At 60.4% G+C, this 19601-nt stretch carries 19 protein-coding genes; 17 read left to right on the top strand and 2 right to left on the bottom strand.

Features of this window, described 5'->3' with window-relative positions:
* Positions 1 to 40 precede the first annotated feature (40 nt).
* From HMPREF3148_RS03975 to HMPREF3148_RS03925, 11 genes are all read left to right on the top strand, one after another.
* A complete protein-coding gene (locus HMPREF3148_RS03975) occupies positions 41 to 1024 on the top strand; it encodes a F0F1 ATP synthase subunit gamma (protein WP_049062706.1) in 984 nt (327 codons plus the stop codon).
* Between the two features lie 3 nt (positions 1025 to 1027).
* Positions 1028 to 2473: a F0F1 ATP synthase subunit beta gene (gene atpD / locus HMPREF3148_RS03970; RefSeq protein ID WP_005532061.1), complete on the top strand. Its 1446-nt coding sequence runs from the start codon at positions 1028 to 1030 to the stop codon at positions 2471 to 2473.
* A gap of 10 nt (positions 2474 to 2483) precedes the next feature.
* Positions 2484 to 2855: a F0F1 ATP synthase subunit epsilon gene (locus tag HMPREF3148_RS03965; RefSeq protein WP_005532062.1), complete on the top strand. Its 372-nt coding sequence runs from the start codon at positions 2484 to 2486 to the stop codon at positions 2853 to 2855.
* A gap of 178 nt (positions 2856 to 3033) precedes the next feature.
* A complete protein-coding gene (locus HMPREF3148_RS03960; RefSeq protein WP_049062707.1) occupies positions 3034 to 3513 on the top strand; it encodes a DUF2550 domain-containing protein in 480 nt (159 codons plus the stop codon).
* Positions 3514 to 3534: 21 nt separating this feature from the next.
* A complete protein-coding gene (gene nucS / locus HMPREF3148_RS03955; protein WP_046645542.1) occupies positions 3535 to 4227 on the top strand; it encodes an endonuclease NucS in 693 nt (230 codons plus the stop codon).
* Positions 4227 to 4511, top strand: a complete 285-nt coding sequence (locus tag HMPREF3148_RS14000) for a hypothetical protein (protein WP_080970039.1) — start codon at positions 4227 to 4229, stop codon at positions 4509 to 4511. The genes nucS and HMPREF3148_RS14000 overlap by 1 nt, the downstream gene beginning before the upstream one ends.
* A gap of 10 nt (positions 4512 to 4521) precedes the next feature.
* Positions 4522 to 4830: an MTH1187 family thiamine-binding protein gene (locus tag HMPREF3148_RS03945; protein WP_046645543.1), complete on the top strand. Its 309-nt coding sequence runs from the start codon at positions 4522 to 4524 to the stop codon at positions 4828 to 4830.
* Positions 4827 to 5717, top strand: coding sequence for a tetratricopeptide repeat protein (locus HMPREF3148_RS03940; protein ID WP_046645544.1), 891 nt, complete (start codon positions 4827 to 4829; stop codon positions 5715 to 5717). The genes HMPREF3148_RS03945 and HMPREF3148_RS03940 overlap by 4 nt, the downstream gene beginning before the upstream one ends.
* 275 nt (positions 5718 to 5992) lie before the next feature.
* Positions 5993 to 7432 (top strand): cation:dicarboxylate symporter family transporter, encoded by a 1440-nt coding sequence (locus HMPREF3148_RS03935; protein WP_070508740.1) that lies wholly within the window; start codon positions 5993 to 5995, stop codon positions 7430 to 7432.
* 120 nt (positions 7433 to 7552) lie between these two features.
* Positions 7553 to 9130, top strand: coding sequence for a peptide ABC transporter substrate-binding protein (locus HMPREF3148_RS03930; protein ID WP_110333285.1), 1578 nt, complete (start codon positions 7553 to 7555; stop codon positions 9128 to 9130).
* A 47-nt stretch (positions 9131 to 9177) separates the two neighbouring features.
* Positions 9178 to 9582 carry an arsenate-mycothiol transferase ArsC gene (locus HMPREF3148_RS03925; RefSeq protein ID WP_049063757.1) on the top strand — a complete coding sequence of 135 codons (405 nt, stop codon included), beginning with the start codon at positions 9178 to 9180 and terminating at the stop codon, positions 9580 to 9582.
* A gap of 24 nt (positions 9583 to 9606) precedes the next feature.
* Here the strand turns inward: HMPREF3148_RS03925 and glgB are convergent, their stop codons facing one another.
* Complete coding sequence (glgB, locus tag HMPREF3148_RS03920) at positions 9607 to 11727, bottom strand: 1,4-alpha-glucan branching protein GlgB (protein ID WP_049063755.1); 2121 nt, start codon at positions 11725 to 11727, stop codon at positions 9607 to 9609.
* Positions 11728 to 11778: 51 nt separating this feature from the next.
* Complete coding sequence (locus HMPREF3148_RS03915; RefSeq protein WP_049063753.1) at positions 11779 to 13785, bottom strand: maltotransferase domain-containing protein; 2007 nt, start codon at positions 13783 to 13785, stop codon at positions 11779 to 11781.
* Between the two features lie 58 nt (positions 13786 to 13843).
* On the opposite strand from HMPREF3148_RS03915, the gene HMPREF3148_RS03910 reads away from it, so the two are divergent.
* From HMPREF3148_RS03910 to HMPREF3148_RS03885, 6 genes are read left to right on the top strand one after another with little or no spacing between them, the layout of a single operon-like run.
* On the top strand, positions 13844 to 14695 hold the full coding sequence (locus HMPREF3148_RS03910) for an ABC transporter ATP-binding protein (RefSeq protein ID WP_049063752.1): 852 nt from the start codon (positions 13844 to 13846) through the stop codon (positions 14693 to 14695).
* Positions 14696 to 14707: 12 nt separating this feature from the next.
* On the top strand, positions 14708 to 15535 hold the full coding sequence (locus tag HMPREF3148_RS03905) for an NUDIX hydrolase (protein ID WP_046645549.1): 828 nt from the start codon (positions 14708 to 14710) through the stop codon (positions 15533 to 15535).
* Positions 15532 to 16734, top strand: a complete 1203-nt coding sequence (locus HMPREF3148_RS03900) for a THUMP-like domain-containing protein (protein ID WP_070508730.1) — start codon at positions 15532 to 15534, stop codon at positions 16732 to 16734. Before HMPREF3148_RS03905 ends, HMPREF3148_RS03900 begins: the two co-directional genes overlap by 4 nt.
* A 24-nt stretch (positions 16735 to 16758) precedes the next feature.
* Positions 16759 to 17535: an electron transfer flavoprotein subunit beta/FixA family protein gene (locus HMPREF3148_RS03895; protein WP_049063748.1), complete on the top strand. Its 777-nt coding sequence runs from the start codon at positions 16759 to 16761 to the stop codon at positions 17533 to 17535.
* A gap of 8 nt (positions 17536 to 17543) precedes the next feature.
* A complete protein-coding gene (locus HMPREF3148_RS03890) occupies positions 17544 to 18485 on the top strand; it encodes an electron transfer flavoprotein subunit alpha/FixB family protein (RefSeq protein ID WP_049063746.1) in 942 nt (313 codons plus the stop codon).
* A complete protein-coding gene (locus tag HMPREF3148_RS03885; protein ID WP_046645553.1) occupies positions 18485 to 19594 on the top strand; it encodes a cysteine desulfurase family protein in 1110 nt (369 codons plus the stop codon). Before HMPREF3148_RS03890 ends, HMPREF3148_RS03885 begins: the two co-directional genes overlap by 1 nt.
* Positions 19595 to 19601: the final 7 nt, after the last annotated feature.

Here is a 19601-nt window from a genome sequence, read left to right as displayed (position 1 = left end):
GAATCAACCGTCTAGATAAAAGAAGGGAGGAGCGAACACCATGGCTAATCTTCGTGAACTGCGTGACCGCATCAGGTCCGTTAATTCCACCAAGAAGATCACCAAGGCACAGGAGCTCATTGCTACCTCGCGCATTACCAAGGCACAGGCAAGGGTTGAGGCATCACTGCCTTACGCACACGAGCTTGCGAATGTTATGAACAGGCTCGCAGCGGCCAGCTCGCTGGATCACCCCATGCTTCGTGAACGTGAAGATGGCAAGGTCGCCGCTATTCTCGTGGTCTCTTCTGACCGCGGTATGTGCGGTGGCTACAACAACAACATCTTCAAGAAGGCAGCCGAGCTTGAAGCACTGCTCAAGAAGCAGGGCTACGAGACCGTCCGCTACGTCACGGGTAATAAAGGCGTTGGCTTCTACAAGTTCCGTGAAGCTGACGTTGCAGGCAGCTGGGCTGGTTTCTCCCAGGATCCGTCCTGGGAAACCACCCACGATGTCCGTCGTCACATGATTGACGGATTCATTGCAGGTTCGAAGGGGACCGCTAAGTACCGCGAAGGCATCAACACCGAGGGCGAGGCCATCCGTGGCTTCGACCAGGTCCACGTTGTGTATACCGAGTTTGAGTCCATGCTGACTCAGACCGCGCGTGCCCAGCAGTTGCTGCCAGTGGTTCCGGTCATCGAGGACGAGGAATTCCACCTCGGCGAGTCCGCGCTTTCCGACGCCGAGCCCGCTGATCAGGTCACCCCTGATTACGAGTTCGAGCCGGATGCGGACACGTTGATGGAGAGTCTGCTCCCGCAGTATGTCTCTCGCATCCTCTTCGCGATGTTCTTGGAGGCTTCCGCTTCCGAGTCCGCCGCTCGCCGTACCGCAATGAAGTCTGCTACTGACAACGCTACCGAGCTGGTCAAGAACCTCTCGCGCGTGGCCAACCAGGCTCGTCAGGCACAGATTACCCAGGAAATTACAGAGATCGTCGGTGGCGCTGGTGCGCTCGCCGAAAGCGCAGAAAGTGACTAGATTATGACTTCAGCTCTGCAAGAGCAGAACACACAGTCGTCGGCTGTTGCCGGCCGTGTGGTGCGCGTCATCGGTCCGGTCGTCGACGTGGAGTTCCCGCGTGGCGGACTGCCGGCACTGTACAACGCACTGACCGTCGAGATTACTCTCGAGGCTGTTGCAAAGACCGTCACCCTCGAGGTCGCTCAGCACCTCGGTGACAACCTCGTCCGTACCGTTTCCATGGCACCGACCGACGGCCTCGTCCGCGGCGCTACCGTGACCGATACTGGCAAGCCAATCTCCGTTCCAGTCGGCGATGTGGTCAAGGGCCACGTCTTCAACGCACTGGGCGACTGCCTCGACCAGCCTGGTCTGGGCCGCGACGGCGAGCAGTGGGGCATCCACCGCGAGCCGCCAGCATTCGACCAGCTCGAGGGCAAGACCGAAATCCTGGAGACCGGTATTAAGGTTATCGACCTCCTGACCCCGTACGTGAAGGGCGGCAAGATCGGCCTCTTCGGCGGTGCAGGTGTTGGTAAGACCGTTCTTATCCAGGAGATGATTACTCGTATCGCACGCGAGTTCTCCGGTACTTCCGTCTTCGCCGGCGTCGGCGAGCGTACCCGTGAGGGCACCGACCTCTTCCTCGAAATGGAAGAGATGGGCGTTCTCCAGGACACCGCCCTCGTGTTCGGCCAGATGGATGAGCCGCCAGGAGTCCGTATGCGCGTGGCTCTGTCCGGCCTGACCATGGCGGAGTACTTCCGCGATGTGCAGAACCAGGACGTGCTGCTGTTCATCGACAACATCTTCCGTTTCACCCAGGCAGGTTCTGAGGTTTCGACCCTGCTGGGCCGTATGCCTTCCGCCGTTGGCTACCAGCCAACCCTGGCTGACGAGATGGGTGTCCTGCAGGAGCGCATTACCTCCACGAAGGGCAAGTCGATTACCTCTCTGCAGGCCGTTTACGTTCCTGCGGATGACTACACCGACCCGGCTCCGGCCACCACCTTCGCCCACCTCGATGCAACCACCGAGTTGGACCGTGGTATTGCTTCCAAGGGTATTTACCCGGCTGTGAACCCGCTGACTTCTACCTCTCGTATTCTGGAGCCGTCCATCGTGGGCGAGCACCACTACGAAGTTGCACAGCGTGTTATTCACATCCTGCAGAAGAACAAGGAACTCCAGGACATCATCGCCATCCTTGGTATGGACGAGCTGTCTGAGGAGGACAAGGTCACCGTTCAGCGTGCACGTCGTATTGAGCGCTTCCTGGGCCAGAACTTCTTCGTCGCAGAGAAGTTCACCGGCCTGCCAGGCTCCTACGTCCCGCTGACCGAGACCATCGACGCTTTCGAGCGCATCTGCAACGGCGAGTTCGATCACTACCCAGAGCAGGCCTTCAACGGCCTGGGTGGCTTGGACGACGTCGAGGCTGCGTACAAGAAGCTCACCGAGAAGTAGGGAGTGGCACATGGCTGACATCACCGCTGAATTGGTATCCGTCGAGCGCATGCTGTGGTCTGGACAGGCCACGCTGGTTACGGCTGAGACCACCGAGGGTGAGATCGGCGTGCTTCCTGGTCACGAGCCATTGGTCGGCCAGCTGGCCGAGAACGGCGTCGTGACCATCCACCCAGTGGACGGCGAGCGCCTCGTCGCCGCTGTCCAGGGTGGCTTCCTCTCCGTGTCCAGGGACAAGATCACTGTCCTCGCCAACTGGGCCACCTGGTCCACCGAAGTTGATGAGGCACAGGCTTCCGAAGACCAGAAGTCTGACGAAGCTCTCGTCCACAACCGCGGTGCAGCCGCACAGCGTGCTGTGCGCCGCGCCAACAAGGGCTAGGAGAGTAACGGGCAGCAAAGCCCTTCCGCTCTCGAAGCGCTCCATTTCCTCCACACGAGGAGATGGAGCGCTTTTTCGATCTCGCCATTCATTAGCGCGATTAGTGGCATTTGGTGCAACTAAAGCGTTAGAATTCATTCATCAGCTACGGTTGCCTAGCAGTAAGGAGCACCTGAATATGAATTCATCAGTAATTGGTTTGTTCCTTCTTGCGGTGGGGCTCATTGTGTTGGCCTGTTTGTTCCTCGCCGCACGCCGTTTCTTTATGCTGCGTGAGCGCGGGACCTCAGTACTGCTGCGTTCCTTGCCGGCTAAGGATTCCCACACTTGGCGCCATGGTGTGATGCGCTACAACGGCGAGTATGTTGAATACTTCAAGCTTCGCTCCGTTTCACTGCAAGCAGACCTGCGCTTTAATCGCCTCGACGTCGAACTAATTGGCACGCGCCCATTGGACGATGACGAGGCTGCTTTCATGTCTGAGGGGCAATCAGTGCTGCATTTCTCCTTTGGCGGGCAGGAGTATGAGATCGCCTCGGATTCGCACGGCATCATGGGGCTTACGGCTTGGATTGAGGCTGCCCCATCGAAGCGTCAGGAGAGGCTGGATTACCGCCAGCTTCGGCAGCGGGCGACCCGCTTTGCTAAAGAACAATAGCCAACCTATATGGTAGAGGGCATGCGTTTAGTCATCGCCCGTTGCTCAGTAGATTATGTTGGCCGCTTGGATGCTCACCTGCCCATGGCGGACCGCCTTGTGCTAGTTAAGGCCGATGGCTCCGTGTCCATTCATGCCGACGACCGCGCCTACAAGCCGCTCAACTGGATGACCCCACCCTGCACGCTCGAAGAGTCCGCTATCACCGACATTGACGGCGAGGACACCGGCGAGCAACTGTGGCTCGTAGAAAACCCCAAAGGTGAGCAGCTGCGCATAACAATCGCAGAGATTCATCAGGACATCTCCGTGGAGCTGGGCGAAGACCCCGGCTTGGTCAAAGACGGAGTCGAGGCTCACCTGCAGGAGCTCCTTGCTGAGCACATCGACACACTCGGTGAGAATTATTCGCTGGTCCGTCGCGAATATCCCACCGCGATTGGCCCAGTAGACATCATGGCCAAGGACCAAGACAACAAGTTCGTGGCCGTCGAGGTCAAGCGGCGCGGCGGTATCGACGGCGTCGAACAGCTCACCCGCTACCTTGAGTTGCTCAACCGCGATGAACTTCTTGCTCCTGTGCAGGGCGTGTTCGCCGCCCAAGAGATTAAGCCGCAGGCGCGCACACTCGCCGAAGACCGCGGTATCCGCTGTGTCATCCTGGACTACCAGGACCTCCGCGGGATTGAATCGAACGAACTGCGGTTGTTCTAGTGCCACGTCGCAACCGCCGTAATCGCCCTGAACTGCGTCCTCTTCCTAAGGACGGATCCACCTTCTTCGGTTCCCAGACAGTCGAGGGCCCTAAATGGACCCACGGCGAACCTTTCATTATGCGCCACATTGGCAGCGCCGCCGCCACGAAGTTTTATATCTGTCCGGGATGTAATCAAAACATCCCGCCACGCGTGGCTCATATCGTGGCCTGGCCTCGCGATACCGGTGGTAGGGAAGAGGACCGTAGGCACTGGCACCGGCACTGTTGGGAGCGTAGGTAGGATAGCGGGCATGATTGTTGCATTTTCTGTAGCGCCAACCGTCGTTGGCGATGAAACCGCAGAGATGTCCGCGGCCGTAGCCGAGGCAGTGCGCGTCGTTCGCGCTTCCGGGCTCCCCAATGAAACAAATGCCATGTTCACCCTCGTGGAGGGAGAATGGGACGAGGTCTTCGCGGTCATCAAGGAGGCAACCGACGCCGTGCGCCAGGTTTCTCCCCGTACGTCCTTGGTCATCAAGGCCGATATCCGCGAAGGCGTGACCGGGCAGCTCACACAAAAAGTAGACTCTGTTAATCGTCGTCTGGAGGAAAAGAAGTGACCGGACCTTACGTTGGCGGTGCCCTCGACCTGGGCGCCTTGAAGAAGAAGGCAGAAGCGCCTAACGATGCCCCCGCAGGCATCGCGGCTTTCTTCGAGGTCACCGAGGAGAACTTCGAAGCAGAATTAATCCGCCGCTCCGCTGAGGTGCCTGTCATTGCACTCATCGGTTCCCCGCGCTCACCTGCTTCCGAGCAGCTCAAAGCTGATCTCAAGTCCCTGGCGGAGGCCGGTAACTTAAGCTTCATCGTCGGCTACATCAACGCCGACGTGGTGCCCCAGGTGGCTCAGGTCTTCGGTGTCCAGAACCTGCCGACCACCGTCGCCATCGCTGCAGGCCAGCCCGTCACCAACTTTGAGGGAGCTCAGCCCAAGGATGCCCTTGAGCAGTGGACTGGGACCCTCGTTGAGAAACTCGGTCCGCAGCTGCGCGGCTTAAGCGGTGGGGAAGCACAAGAGGAATCTGAGGCGCCGGATTCCCGCCTGCACGTCGCTGAGGAAGCCATGAATCGCGGCGACTTCGACGCCGCTATCGCACAGTATGACGAAATCCTGGCTTCTGAACCCGACAACGTGGAGATCAAACAGGCGCGCAACACCACGGTGCTGCTCAAACGCCTCGACCCTGCCAATCGCAGTGAGGATCCAGTGGCGGCAGCGGACGCGGAACCGCAGGACGTCGCCAAGCAGCTCGATGCAGCCGACGCCGAGGTAGTCGCCGGCACTCCCGAAAAGGCGTTTGACCGCCTGATTGAGGGTATGAAACGTACCGCGGGTGACGAGAAGCAAACACTCAAGGACCGTCTGCTGGAGCTGTTTGGACTCTTCGAGTCTTCGGACCCGCGTGTACTTAAGGCGCGCACCCAACTCGCCAGCGCCCTGTACTAGGCAGGGGCAAGGGGTAGACAGCGCTCCTGCTTACCCTCATTCTGAAAAGTCCGATTCTCCCATTTTTCTGGACTTGGGGGACTGGCTATTAACCCCGGCTATGGCCCGGGGTTATTTTTCGTATACCCCCAGCGCAGGTCCAATTTCTAGATCCCAATAGGTGCGGTTTAATATCGCCTACATTAAGAATGCTGAGTGAGCCGTAGCACTTTGTTGGGCAAAGTTGTCGAGCAACTCTCAGTGCAGGTTTCTAGTTCCCCCTGAAGGGAGTGTCCATGTCCACCCTCTCACCACAAGGTCCAAAGATTGCGGAGTCCAAGGCTCCGAAGAAGGACCGCACCCACTGGCTCTACATCGCGGTTATCATTGCCGTTCTCGGAGGTATTGCCTTCGGCCTGATCGCGCCTGATTCTGCGTCGAACATGAAGATCGTCGGCACGATGTTTGTCAGCCTCGTCAAGATGATCATCGCTCCGGTCATTTTCTGCACCATTGTCCTTGGCATTGGATCCGTTCGCGCTGCTGCCTCGGTGGGCAAGGCCGGCGGCATTGCCCTCATCTACTTCATCACGATGTCTACGTTCGCTCTCGCAGTCGGCCTCATCGTTGGCAACTTCATCGAGCCAGGCGCGGGCCTAAACATCCAGGCCACCGCGGGCGAAGCTGACAAGTACGTCAAGCAGGCCGAGGAAGGCGCTCACGGCCTTTCCGGTTTCGTGCAGTCCATCGTTCCGGACACCCTGTTCTCGGCGTTCACCTCCGGTTCCGTCCTCCAGGTTCTCTTTGTTGCTCTGCTCTTCGGCTTCGCCGTTCAGTCAATGGGCAAGGCCGGTGAGCCGATCCTGGCTTTCGTGGCCAACCTGCAGAAGGTCACCTTCAAGATCTTGACCATGATCCTCTGGGTTGCCCCGATTGGTGCATTCGGCGCTATCGCTGGCGTCGTCGGCGCCACGGGCTTCGAGGCAGTCAAGTCTCTGGCAGTGCTCATGCTGGCCTTCTATATCACCTGCTTCCTCTTCGTTTTCGGTGTTCTCGGCCTAATTGCCCGCCTGCTCGGTGGCATCAGCATGTGGAAGCTGTGTAAGTACCTGGGGCGTGAGTTCCTTCTCATCGTCGCGACCTCGTCCTCTGAGTCTGCTCTGCCGAACCTCATGCGCAAGATGGAGCACCTGGGCGTCGCCAAGCCAACCGTGGGCATCGTCGTTCCGACGGGCTACTCCTTCAACCTGGACGGCACCGCTATCTACCTGACCATGGCGTCCATCTTCATCTCTGACGCCATGAATATGCCAATGCAGCTCGGTGAGCAGATCGGTCTGCTGGTCTTCATGATCATCGCTTCCAAGGGTGCCGCGGGAGTCTCCGGTGCTGGCCTGGCTACGCTGGCTGCGGGTCTGCAGTCCCACCGCTCTGAGCTTCTCGACGGCGTGGGTGTCATCGTTGGTATCGACCGCTTCATGTCTGAGGCTCGTGCGCTGACCAACTTTGCGGGCAACGCTCTCGCCACCATTCTTGTTGGCCGCTGGACCAACTCCATCGATATGCCACGCGTGCGCGAGGTGCTCAATGGCAATCTTCCTTACGTGGAAACCGCGGACGACGCTGATGTTGACCTCTCCAACCCAACCGTGGAGAATCCGGCAACCGGGCATCTGCAGCCAACTCCGCAGCTCGATATCGACAACTACCAGAAGGGCTCTGGCGCGCTCCAGTAGTGCGAACACTTAAGCTTCAATAAATGACCGGAATATTTCCGGTCATTTTTGCTTTAAAAGTGATCTGCCATGCTAGTTTTTCTCCAAGTGTTCTATCTCATATTCCACTGGAGGAAATATATGCGAAAGCTTTATGGCGTTTTGGCTGCCGGCGCCCTCGCCTTTGGTCTTGTTGCCTGCGGCAGCGATGCAGGCGATGCGGCTAGCGACGCCAACTATGTCACCGTGCTCGGCACCGAGCCGCAGCAGGGACTCATTCCGGCCATGACCAACGAGAACGGCGGCGGCCGCGTGGTCGATATGCTTTACTCCGGCCTTATCTACTACGACGCAGAGGGCAAAGTCCACAACGAGATGGCCGAGTCCATCGAGCAAGAAGGGGACAAGACCTACAAGGTCACCCTCAAGCCGGACCTGAAGTTCTCCGACGGATCCCCGGTTACTTCCGCAACCTTCGTAGACACCTGGAACTATGCCGTGGCCAACGAGCAACTCAACGAGAGCTTCTTTTCTTCCATTAAGGGCTATGAGCCAGGCGTCAAGGAGATGGAAGGTCTCAAGGTCATCGACGATCGTACCTTCACCATCGAACTGACCCAGCCGGAGTCCGACTTCCCGACTCGCCTGGGGTACAACGCCTACTTCCCGCTTCCCAAGGCCGGGCTCGACGACCCAGAAGGCTTCGGCGAGAACCCCGTCTCTAATGGCCCATACAAGTTTGTCTCGTGGGACCACAACCAGAGCCTCATCATCGAGCCGAACCCGGAGTACGGCGGCGAGCGCACCCCGCAGAACGAAGGTATCCAATACACCTTCTACAACGACACCGATGCGGCGTACATGGACCTGTTGGCCAACAACCTGGACGTCCTCGAGGCGATTCCTTCCTCGGCCTTCGGCAACTACGAGGCTGACCTAGCTGAGCGCAGCGAGACCAAGCCAGCGGCGACCTACCTCGAGATGTCCATCAATGAAGAGACCCCGCACTTCAAGGGTGAAGAGGGTGTTCTGCGCCGCCAGGCTATCTCCATGTCCATCAACCGTGCTGAAATCGCCGAGTCCATCTTCAAGGGCACTCGCACCCCGGCCCGCGACTTCACCTCGCCGGTCTTGGACGGCTACGACGACGATTTGCCGGGTTCCTCCAACCTTGACTACAACCCAGAAAAGGCGAAGCAGCTGTGGAAGAAGGCCGACGAGAAGTACGGCAAGTTTGAAGGTCAGTTCCCGATCAACTACAACACCGACGGCGACAATAAGGATTGGGCCGACGCCGTAGCGAACAACATCAGCAACACCTTAGGCATCGAGTCCGTGGGAAGCCCGTTCCCCGACTTCAAGTCCTTCCGCGACGCTTATCGCAAGGAGCGCATGGACGGCGCCTACCGCACTGCGTGGCTGGCCGACTACCCATCCATGGGCAACTTCCTCGGCCCGAACTTCACTAGCGACGTCGCCTCCAACGACGCTAAGTACTCCAACCCAGATTTCGACGAGCTCATCGTGAAGGCCAACGGCGCCAAGAGCTCTGAAGAGGCTGCCAAGCTCTACAACCAGGCCCAGGAGCTGCTGCTGCGCGACCTGCCTGCCATCCCGCTGTTCTACCCGAATGTTGTTGGTGGCTGGTCGCAGAACGTCGATAACGTCGAGTTTAGCTGGAAGTCCCTGCCGGTCTACTACGCCATTACTAAGAAGTAGCGCTACAGCTCAACGCGAGGCATAAAACACGGATAAAGTACGGAGTCATGACCTCCGTACTTTTTCTTTGCAACAGCAACCGCGGCAAGTCCCAGATGGCTGCCGCTCTGGCCAAGCAGCACGCGCCCGAGTGGGACGTGTATTCCGCAGGCGTCCAGGTGTTAGAGCCAGGCATTGCCGGCGACATTAACCACGAGGCAGCGGAATCGCTTGCTGCGGTCGGTGCCGACATGGCGCAGGGCACTCCGAAGCCTGTGGACCCTGAGCTCGCCTCACAGGTCGAGCACGTCATCGTGGTAGGTGGCGCAGACTACGACGGTCCCGCTGAGCGCTGGGATATCGAAGACCCGTCCCTGCGCGGCGTCGAGGGCACCCAGCGCATGAACGAGCTGCGCGACGACATCGACTCCCGCGTGCAGGAACTCATCGCGAGAGTCAACAAGCAGGCTTAACGCGGGCCTGCCTCGGGGGGGAGCTTAGCCCCTGAACAGGTACCACTGCACGGAGTTCGACGGCAAGTGGAGCTCCGTGTAGTTGCCCTGCGAGTGAATCCAGCGCGGCAGATCGTTGCCTGCTCCTTGGTAGACGGCGTCGTCAGTGTTGAGGATCATCTCCCACGCGCCGTCGCGCGGCAGCCACAGGTTATAGTTGGGCACCGAGCTGCCTGAGAAGTTGCACACCGCCAACAGCGCGGAGCCATCCGTGCCGTAGCGGACGTAGCCCAACATGTTGTTGTTCGAGTCGTCAGACTTGACCCATTGGAACCCTTCAGGTGCAAAGTCCTGCGACCACAGCGCCGGGGTGTCCTTGTACACCGCATTGATATCGCGCACCAAGCGCTTGATGCCGTGGTGCCACTCGTTGCCCCAGCCCTCCAGGTTGGACCAGTCAACCGAGTTGGACTCGTTCCACTCCGTGGTTTGGCCGAACTCCTGGCCCATGAAAAGCAAGTTCTTGCCAGGGTGGGAGAACATGTAGCCATAGAGCGCGCGCAGGCCGGCGGCCTTGTTCCAGTCATCGCCCGGCATGCGGGTCCAGAGCGAGCCCTTGCCGTGGACAACTTCGTCGTGGCTAAACGGCAGCACGTATCGCTCCGAGTAGGCGTAAATCATGGAGAAGGTCAGCTCACCATGGTGGTACTGGCGGTGGATGGGCTCGTGCTTGAAGTACTCCAAGGTGTCATTCATCCAACCCATGTTCCACTTCAGGGAGAAGCCCAGACCGCCCTGATCCGTCGGTGCAGTAACGCCTGGCCAGGAGGTGGACTCCTCAGCGATGGTCAAGACACCAGGATGGACGCGATTCAGCGTGGCGTTGGTCTCCTGCAGGAACTGGACCGCCTCCAGGTACTCGCGGCCACCGTACTGGTTGGGAAGCCACTCGTCGCGGGAGTAGTCCAGGTAGAGCATAGAAGCCACCGCGTCGACGCGCAGGCCGTCAATGTGGAACTCCTCCGCCCAGTACAAAGCGTTGGCCACTAGGAAGTTGCGTACCTCGTTGCGGCCAAAGTCGAAGACGTAGGTGCCCCAGTCGGACTGCTCGCCGCGGCGCGGGTCCGGGTGCTCGTAGAGAGCCTGGCCATCGAAACGTCCCAGGGCGAAGTCATCCTTAGGGAAGTGCGCCGGGACCCAGTCGACGATGACGCCGATGCCGGCGCCGTGGAGGGCGTCGACAAGCGCGCGCAAGTCGTCCGGAGTACCCCAACGCGCGGAAGGGGAATAGTAGCCCGACACCTGGTAGCCCCAGGAACCGCCGAATGGGTGCTCGGCAACAGGGAGCAGCTCGACATGAGTGAAGCCATGCTCCTGCAGGTACGGGATGAGCTCTTCGCGCAGGGAGTTGTAATTGGAACCAATCTTCCAGGAACCCACGTGCAGCTCATAGACGCTCATTGGCACGTTAAGGTCACCATTGCGCTGCTCTAACCACGCAGCGTCGTTCCACTCGTAGCGATTAGCGGAGACCACCGAGGCAGTCTCCGGCGGGGCAATAGTGCGCTTGGCTAGCGGGTCCGCCTTATCGATACGGCGGCCGTCCCTGGTCTGGATGGCGAACTTGTAGTGCTCGCCCTCGCTAATGCCTGGGATGAAGACCTCCCAAACACCAGTTGAACCCAAGCTGCGCATCGGGTACTGGGTGGGATTCCAACCACAGAAGTCGCCTATTACCGCAACGCCTTCAGCGTTCGGCGCCCACACGGCAAAGGCCACGCCGTCGACGGTGCCCAGGTCCGTGTCGTAGCTCTTCAGGTTCGCGCCCAACACATCCCACAGGCGCTCGTGGCGGCCCTCGGAAATCAGGTGCAGGTCCAGCGTGCCCAAGGTGGGCAGGAAGTGATAGCCGTCGGCGACGTCGACAGGCGTCTGTCCCGGGTAGGTAACGCGCAGGCGGTAGTCCTGTTCCTGAGGCAGGGTTGCTTCCCACAAGTCGTGGCCCACCGGGGACATGTCTACAGCGCCAGCCGCGGTAACCAACTGGACTGCCTCAGCGCCAGGGCGGCGGGTGCGGACGAGACCTTCATGCCAGCCATAAAAGGCATGCGGCGCGTGGTGACGGCAATTATTAAGGCGGGAAAGGTCTGGTTCCGGAATGGTCATGTGTCCAAGTTACCTAACTGTGTGAGGGTGCGGGGCTGGTTATGAAAGGCGTTATGCGCGGTAATCGTCAACGTCACGCCAGGCAAGGCGGTTCAACGAATGGGAGTCTGCCTGTGGGAGGACGAACACGTGGGCCACATCGCGCATCGGTTCGAGGCGCACGAAGTTGCGGTTGGACCAGTTATAAGCCGCGCCAGTGATCGCATCGTGCACGGTGTAGACGTCGCCGTCTGCGCGGCCGATGGCCTCCATGTCCACGGTCACGGTGGCCTCCTGGGCATTGCGCGGGTCTAGGTTCACCACGGCGAGAACTACGTTGCCGGTGGCTGGGTCCGCCTTTGAGTAGGCGATGATGTTCTCGTTATCCGCATTGTGGAACTTGAGGTTGCGCAGCTGCTGCAGGGCCGGGTTCTCGCGGCGAATCAGATTCAGCAGGCGGATGTAAGCCTCAAGCGACGCCCCCTTCTTCAGCGCTGCCTGGAAGTCGCGCGGGCGCAGCTCGTACTTTTCGGAATCCAAGTACTCTTCACTACCCGGCGCAACAGCCTCGTGCTCGTAGAGCTCATAGCCGGAGTAGACGCCCCACAGCGGCGACAAGGTGGCCGCGAGAACCGCGCGGATGGCGAACATTGCGCGGCCGCCGGTCTGTAGGGACTCGTGCAGGATGTCCGGGGTATTCACGAACAAGTTCGGGCGGCAGATATCAGCCTGTTCGACGTGCATCTTGGCAAACTCCGTCAACTCGTACTTGGAGGTCTGCCAGGTGAAGTAGGTATAAGACTGAGTAAAGCCTGCCTTGGCCAGCCCAAACAGGCGCGGTGCGCGGGTGAAGGCCTCAGCCAAGAAGATGACCTCAGGATGGGTTACGTGGACCTTGGAGATGAGCCAGTTCCAGAAGTTTGCTGGCTTCGTGTGCGGGTTATCTACGCGGAAGGTGGTCACACCCGCATCGACCCACAGCATGACCACGCGGAAAATTTCGTTGTAGATGCCGTTAGGATCATTATCGAAGTTGAGCGGGTAGATGTCCTGGTACTTCTTTGGTGGGTTTTCCGCGTAGGCGATGGTGCCGTCCGGCAGCACCGTGAAAAACTCCGGATTGGTTTGCGCCCATGGGTGATCCGGCGAAGCCTGAAGGGCCAAGTCCAAGGCCACCTCGAGACCCAGCTCCTTTGCGCGGGCCACCAGCTCCTTGAAGTCTTCCATCGTGCCCAGCTGCGGGTGCGTGGCGGAGTGGTCTTGAATAGCCCACGGGGAGCCGACGTCGCCTGGCTCTGCTACCACGGAGTTGTTCTTACCCTTGCGGTGTACCTCGCCAATCGGGTGAATCGGCGGGAAGTAGACGGTATCGAAGCCCATATCCGCGACGCGTTCCAAAGCCTTCTGCGTGGTTTTGAACGTGCCATGCACCGGCTGGCCGTTCTCGTCCCAACCGCCCGTGGAGCGAGGGAACAGCTCGTACCAAGAGTTGAATAACGCTTCGCGACGCTCAACTAATACCTCGTGGATTTCGCCCTCTACGAGGAGATCGCGCAGCGGGTGGGTGTGCAAAAGCTTCGTAGTCTCTTCAGACAGCGCCAGTTGCACTCGCTCGGCGGGGTCCAAGGATTCGTCGCTCAGCGCACGGGCGGCGTCGATAAGCAGCGCTGCCTTATCCGTTGGGGACTGAAGGGATGCACGCTCGAAGAGCTCCGTGCCGTGGAGCAAGTCATTGGACAGTTCCTGCGCTGACTGGCCGGCCTCCATCTTCTTGGTAATAGCGTTACGCCACGTCGCCATCGGATCTGACCACGCGTCTACACGGAAGAACCAGCGGCCGGGGGTCGCCGGAGTAAACACGCCATGCACTCGGTCGGGATTGACGGAATCGAAGTCCATCGTCACGGAAGAAACCGCGGGGGAGTCCGAGTTCCACACCGACAACGTTGCGGCGACTGCGTCGTGGCCCTCCCGCCACACCAGCGCAGTTACTGGAATTACCTCGTCCACCACTGCTTTAGAGGGGACAGAACCGGACAAGCTTGGGCGAACGTCATCGATAGCAAGGCGTGTAGTCATGCCCTTAAGATTAATGCAGCTGTGTCACTTTCACCGGCCAACAGAAATATCCGCCACAATGGAACCTGTGAATCAAACAAACCCAGTGAATCCAGTGAACCCAGCTCCCGAGCCAGAGACTGACGAAGACTGGCTCATCGACTTCCGCGGCGTCGAACTGCGACGTGGCGGCAATACCCTGGTGGGCCCAGTTGACTGGCAAGTAGAACTCGACGAGCGATGGGTCATCATCGGCCCCAACGGCGCCGGCAAGACCAGCCTCGTGCGCATGGCCTCCGCGGAAGAGTTCCCCTCCAGCGGTACTGCCTTCCTTATGGGCGAGCGCATTGGCAAGACCGACATGCGCGATCTCCGCGCCGCCATCGGCATCTCCTCAGCTGCCGTGCAACATCGCATCCCCGATAACGAGCGCGTCGATGACCTCGTTATCTCCGCAGGCTACGCAGTGCTCGGCCGCTGGCGCGAGGAATATCAAGACATGGACTTCTCTCGCGCTTATGAAATTCTCGAACAAGTGGGCGCTAGCCGCCTTGCGGAGCGCACTTGGGGCACCCTGTCGGAAGGGGAGAAGAAACGCGTCATCTTGGCGCGTGCCTTGATGTCGAACCCCGAATTACTCATCCTCGACGAGCCCTCCGCAGGCATGGACTTAGGAGGTCGGGAAGACCTAGTGGGATATCTGGGAGGCTTAGCTCTCGACCCTGATGCGCCTGCAATCGTCATGATTACTCACCACGTAGAAGAAATCCCTTTCGGATTTACGCATGCGATGATCCTCGATGAGGGTAAGGTCGTGGCCAAGGGCCTCATTAACTCGGTCCTCACCTCCGCGAACCTCACGCAGGCATTCCACCAGCCGATCCAAGTGGATCGCATCGGTGATCGGTACTTCGCCCGCCGCCTACGCTAAACGGAAAGATGCATGACCCAGCCCATCCATGACCGCCTTGACGCGATCGACCATAACGAAACCACCGGGTTCAATGGTGGACGCTTGGCGGCGACTGTCTTGCTTCTTAGAGACGGCGGAGAAGGGCTCGAGGTATGGATTCAGGAGCGCGTGTCCACCATGCGCAACTATCCAGGGCACGCGGTGTTCCCGGGCGGGGGAGTCGACCCACGTGACTTCCCGCCCCGTATGTGGGACTCAGGCGATCTGTGGACAGGCCGCTCCGTTATCTCCCTGGCACGGCGCATGGGAGTAACCAAGTACAAAGCACATGCCTTGGTGTTTGCAGCGATCCGCGAACTGTTCGAGGAATCCGGCACGCTGCTCGCCATTCGCGACGACGGCATTGTCTCCGACGCATCGCGTTATCACCGCGAGCGCGTCCTCCTCGAATCCCATGACATCTCTTTTACCGAGTTTCTCAGCAACAACGGCATGCGCGCCGATTCCGACATGCTCCGCCCGTGGTCCCGTTGGGCAGGCGAAGACGGGGGACAGTGGTTCGACACCTTCTTTTTCATTGGGGTACTGCCCGAGGGCCAGGAGCCGGACGGTCACACCATGGAGGCCGACGACGCCGGTTGGTTTCCACCGCAGCTCGTCCTCGACGGTTGGCGCGCCGGGCTGGTGCGCCTTGCGCTGCCCACGTGGGCACAGATGCTGCGGCTATCCAGCTATTCCACGGTGCAAGAAGCGCTTGACGACGCCTCCTTCTCCGACCTTCGCCCCATCATCGGCGATCCCAAAGACGACCCGCGCTACCGCGAGTACTTTACGACTTTCCCAGTAGACAGAATATGAGTTATACCCTCGCTGAGGTCGATTTCCTCACCCAGCATCTGCCCGAAATCGTGGGCCTAAACCTTGAGTTCAGCAAAGCCTCGCAGCTGAGCGACGTCGCCAAGCTCCAGCAGCTCTACGGTGAGAACTATCGCTGCGTGGCCGAACTGATCAAAGCCCGGCGCAGCGGCAAGCTACCAGCCGACTGGCTCATGGATTCCGACTCTGCGCAGCAGGCCACGCCTTTGGTGCTGGCGCAGTACCGACGCCGCTTTCTGCAAGGCCTGGGCGTGGAACTTGTCCACGATGTCACCTGTTCCATCGGCACCGAAGGGCACGCCTGGAACAAGGGCACCTACATCGGCTCCGACCTGGATGCTTCCCGCATCAAAATGGCCCAGCACAACGTGGCCCACCCCTTCTTCCGCGCCGATGCGCTGACCCAAACCTCCACTGCACGGGTACTCATCGCTGACCCCGCGCGCCGCAAGGACGGCAAGCGGATCACCGATCCCGCCAAGCTTTTGCCGCCTCTGCCGGACCTAGTTGCTGCGCACAGTGCTGACAGTTCGCGCATTGCGCACAGTGCCGAGCTGGCCGTGAAGTGCGCGCCCGGCCTCGACTTCTCGCAGTGGCCGGGACTGGTCTCTGTGGCCAGCGTGAACGGCAACGTCAAGGAAGCGTGTCTCTATACCCCGGGCTTGGCCACCGGCCGCCAGGCTGTGTTGCTCAAAGACGGCACGGAAGACACTGAAGGCGCTGAAGGTACTGAAGGCGCCGCAGACATCCTCGACAGCAACGACTTTGACGAGGACAACCTGCCCGAGGCCGGCGACGTCGGCAGCTACATCATCGACCCCGATGGCGCCGTGGTCCGCGCGGGTCTGGTGCGCCACTACGCGGCCCGGGAGGGCCTGCACCAGCTCGATCCGCGTATCGCGTACCTCACCGGGGAACGCATCCCGGCAGGCACGTCCGGATTTCCATTCATTGAGGCCGTGCCCGTCAAGCGGCTTAAGGCTGCGCTGCAGGCGCACGGCGCGGGCTCGCTCGAAATACTGGTCCGCGGTCTAAACGTCGATCCGGATCAGCTGCGCAAGAAGCTCAAGCTCAAGGGCAAACGTTCCATGGCGATTGTGATGACACGCATTGGCACGCAGGGAATCGCGTTGCTGTGCGGACCGCGAGTAGTATCGTCCGAGGATAATTACGCAACATAAATCTATCGGAAAGGGAAGTGTCCAATGCCCGCAATCGTGGCTCTGGTCAAACACGTACCGGATACCTGGTCCACCAAGTCCCTCGAGGAAGACCACACCCTCGACCGCACCAGCGTCGACAACGTCATCGACGAGATTAACGAGTACTCCGTCGAGCAGGCCCTGCGCCTGAAGGAGGTTAACCCCGAGTTCAAGGTCGTAGCACTAACCATGGGTCCAGCCGCCGCCGATGAGGCGCTGCGCAAGGCTCTTGCCATGGGCGCGGACGAGGCAGTGCACGTGCTTGATGACGCCCTCTCCGGCGCCGACGCGCTGTCCACCGCATGGACCCTGAACGCGGCCATCAACACTATTGAGGACGTGCAGGTTATTACCCTCGGCAACTCCTCTTCGGACGCATCCACCGGCCTGCTCGCAGGTCTGCTCGCCGAGTACCGCCAGCTGCCTGCGCTTACCGATCTGAAGTCCCTGAGCCTAGATGGCGGCGTCCTGCGCGGCGTCCGCGAGGACGCCCACGGTCACTGGAAGCTCGAGGCGCCTGTGCCTGCGATCGTCTCCTTTACCGACAAGGCCGATAAGCCGCGTTTCCCCAACTTCAAGGGCCTCATGGCCGCGAAGAAGGCAGAGGTTAGCACCCTCGACGTCGCCAAGCTCGGCATCGATGCAGTGGCTCCGACCACCACCGTTACGGCCTCTGCTCAGCGCCCAGCCCGTACCGCCGGCGAGGTCATTACCGAGCCGAACCCACAAGAAGCCGCCAAGCAGATCGCCGACTTCCTCGCCGCGAAGAACCTTATCTAGGAGAATAAATGTCTCACGTATACGTACTTGTAGAACACGAAGATAACGTCCTGAATCCTGTCACCGGCGAGCTCATTACCGCCGCTCGTGCCCTGGGCACCGTCTCTGCGGTCGTCGTCGGCAAGCAAGCCGATGCCTTCGATTCCGAGCTCGCAGCACTGGGTGCCGCCCAGATCGTCCAGGCGACCGCCGAGGACTACGACAAGCGCATCATTCTGCCCGAGGTCGACGCCCTGCACGCCCTCGCTGCTGCAAACCCGGCCCCAATCGTGCTGGCAGCCACCCCGACCAACAACGAAATCGCCGGCCGCCTTTCCGCGCGTTTGGCGTCTGGCGCCTTGGTCAACGTCGACGGCATCAACGCCGATGGTTCCGCACACCTGACCATCTTCGGCGGCTCCTACGAGACCACCGCCACCGCAGCCGGGGCCACCCCGATTTACACTCTGCGCCCAGGCGCCGTGACCGTTGATCCGCAGCCGGCTGCCGTCGCTCCCGCACCGATGCCGCTGCCCGCCGCCACCGCGAAGGACGTCACCGTTGCTTCTTTCACCCCGCACGAGAAGTCGGCTCGCCCAGAGCTGACCGCAGCGAAGGTCGTCGTCTCCGGCGGCCGCGGCGTTGAAGACAACTTCTCCACCATCGTGGAGCCGCTGGCTGACGCCCTCGGCGGCGCCGTCGGCGCCACCCGCGACGCTGTTGACCAGGGCTTCTACGACCCAGCACATCAAGTAGGCCAGACTGGCGTCACCGTGTCACCCGATCTCTACATCGCCCTCGGAATCTCCGGCGCCATCCAGCACACTTCCGGTATGCAGACCTCCGGCACCATCGTCGTGGTCAACCAGGACCAGGACGAGCCCTTTTTCCAGATCGCCGACCTCGGCGTCGTGGGCGACGTGCACGAGATCGCCCCGGCACTCGTTGCTGAGTTGGAGTCCCGCAAGTAATGTCTCGCTACTTCGACTACGCGGCCACCCAACCCATGCGCCAGGTGGCCATCGATGCTTGGGTTGCCGCCTCCGGGGCCGTTAACTCGGGAGCCCAGTATGCCTCTGGCAGGCGCGCTCGCTCCGTGCTTGACGACGCCCGCGAGAAAGTCGCCGAGCTCCTTGGCTGCGAACCCATCGAAGTGATCTTCACTTCTTCTGGAACTGAAGCAGACAACATCGCTATCCAGGGCCTTTACAAGGCTGGCAACACGAACCGCGTCATCTCGACGCCCATCGAGCATCCCGCTGTCCGCGACACCGTCGCACAGTTGAAGGGCGCGCAGGTGGATCTGCTGCCTGTCGACAGACACTCCCACGTCAGCGACCTCTCGCTGCTGGATACCCCGGCCGACGTCGCCACTTGCATGTGGGCCAACAACGAGACCGGTGCTATCCAGCCCATCGCTGAGTTCGCGGCGCGCGCGCAAGCTGCCGGGACGCCCGTTCACGTGGATGCGGTCCAGGTGGCAGGTAAGTTGCCCATTAACTTCCACGAGCTGGGGCTGACCACTCTGGCTGCGAGCGCCCACAAGTTCGGCGGCCCGCGCGGCATCGGACTCCTGCTGGCCAAGCGCAGCCCGGCCCCGCAGCCCATCGCCTATGGCGGCGGCCAGGAACGTGGAATCCGCCCTGGCACAGTCGACGTCGCCAGTGCCTCGGCTCTAGCCGCAGCTCTCGAGGAGTCCATCGCCGAGATTCCTTCCGAGTCCCAGCGCGTGGGCCAGCTTCGCGACGCCCTCCGCGCAGGCATCGTATCCAGCATTGACAACGTGGTGCTCAACTCCTCCGAGCCGATGCTTCCTTCGCACCTGCACGTTTCTTTCCCCGGAACTGATGGCGACAGCCTCATCATGCTGCTCGACTCGTTGGGCATCGAGGCGTCGACAGGCAGTGCATGCCATTCCGGCGTGAATCGCATGTCACACGTGCTGGAAGCAATGAATGTTTCCGAGGCCGATGGAATTGGTTCGCTACGCTTTACCCTCGGACGCAACACCACCCAAGAGGACGTTGACTTCGTGCTCCAGGAGCTGCCCGCAGTGGTAGCGCGTGCCCGCAGCGTTTAGGTAGCGA

The organism is Corynebacterium sp. HMSC05D08 (assembly GCF_001807215.1).
In the GTDB taxonomy this organism is placed as follows: Bacteria; Actinomycetota; Actinomycetes; order Mycobacteriales; family Mycobacteriaceae; genus Corynebacterium; species Corynebacterium striatum.
The sequence above is the reverse complement of the archived record's forward strand: the minus strand, read 5'-3'. Positions and strand labels throughout refer to the sequence as shown.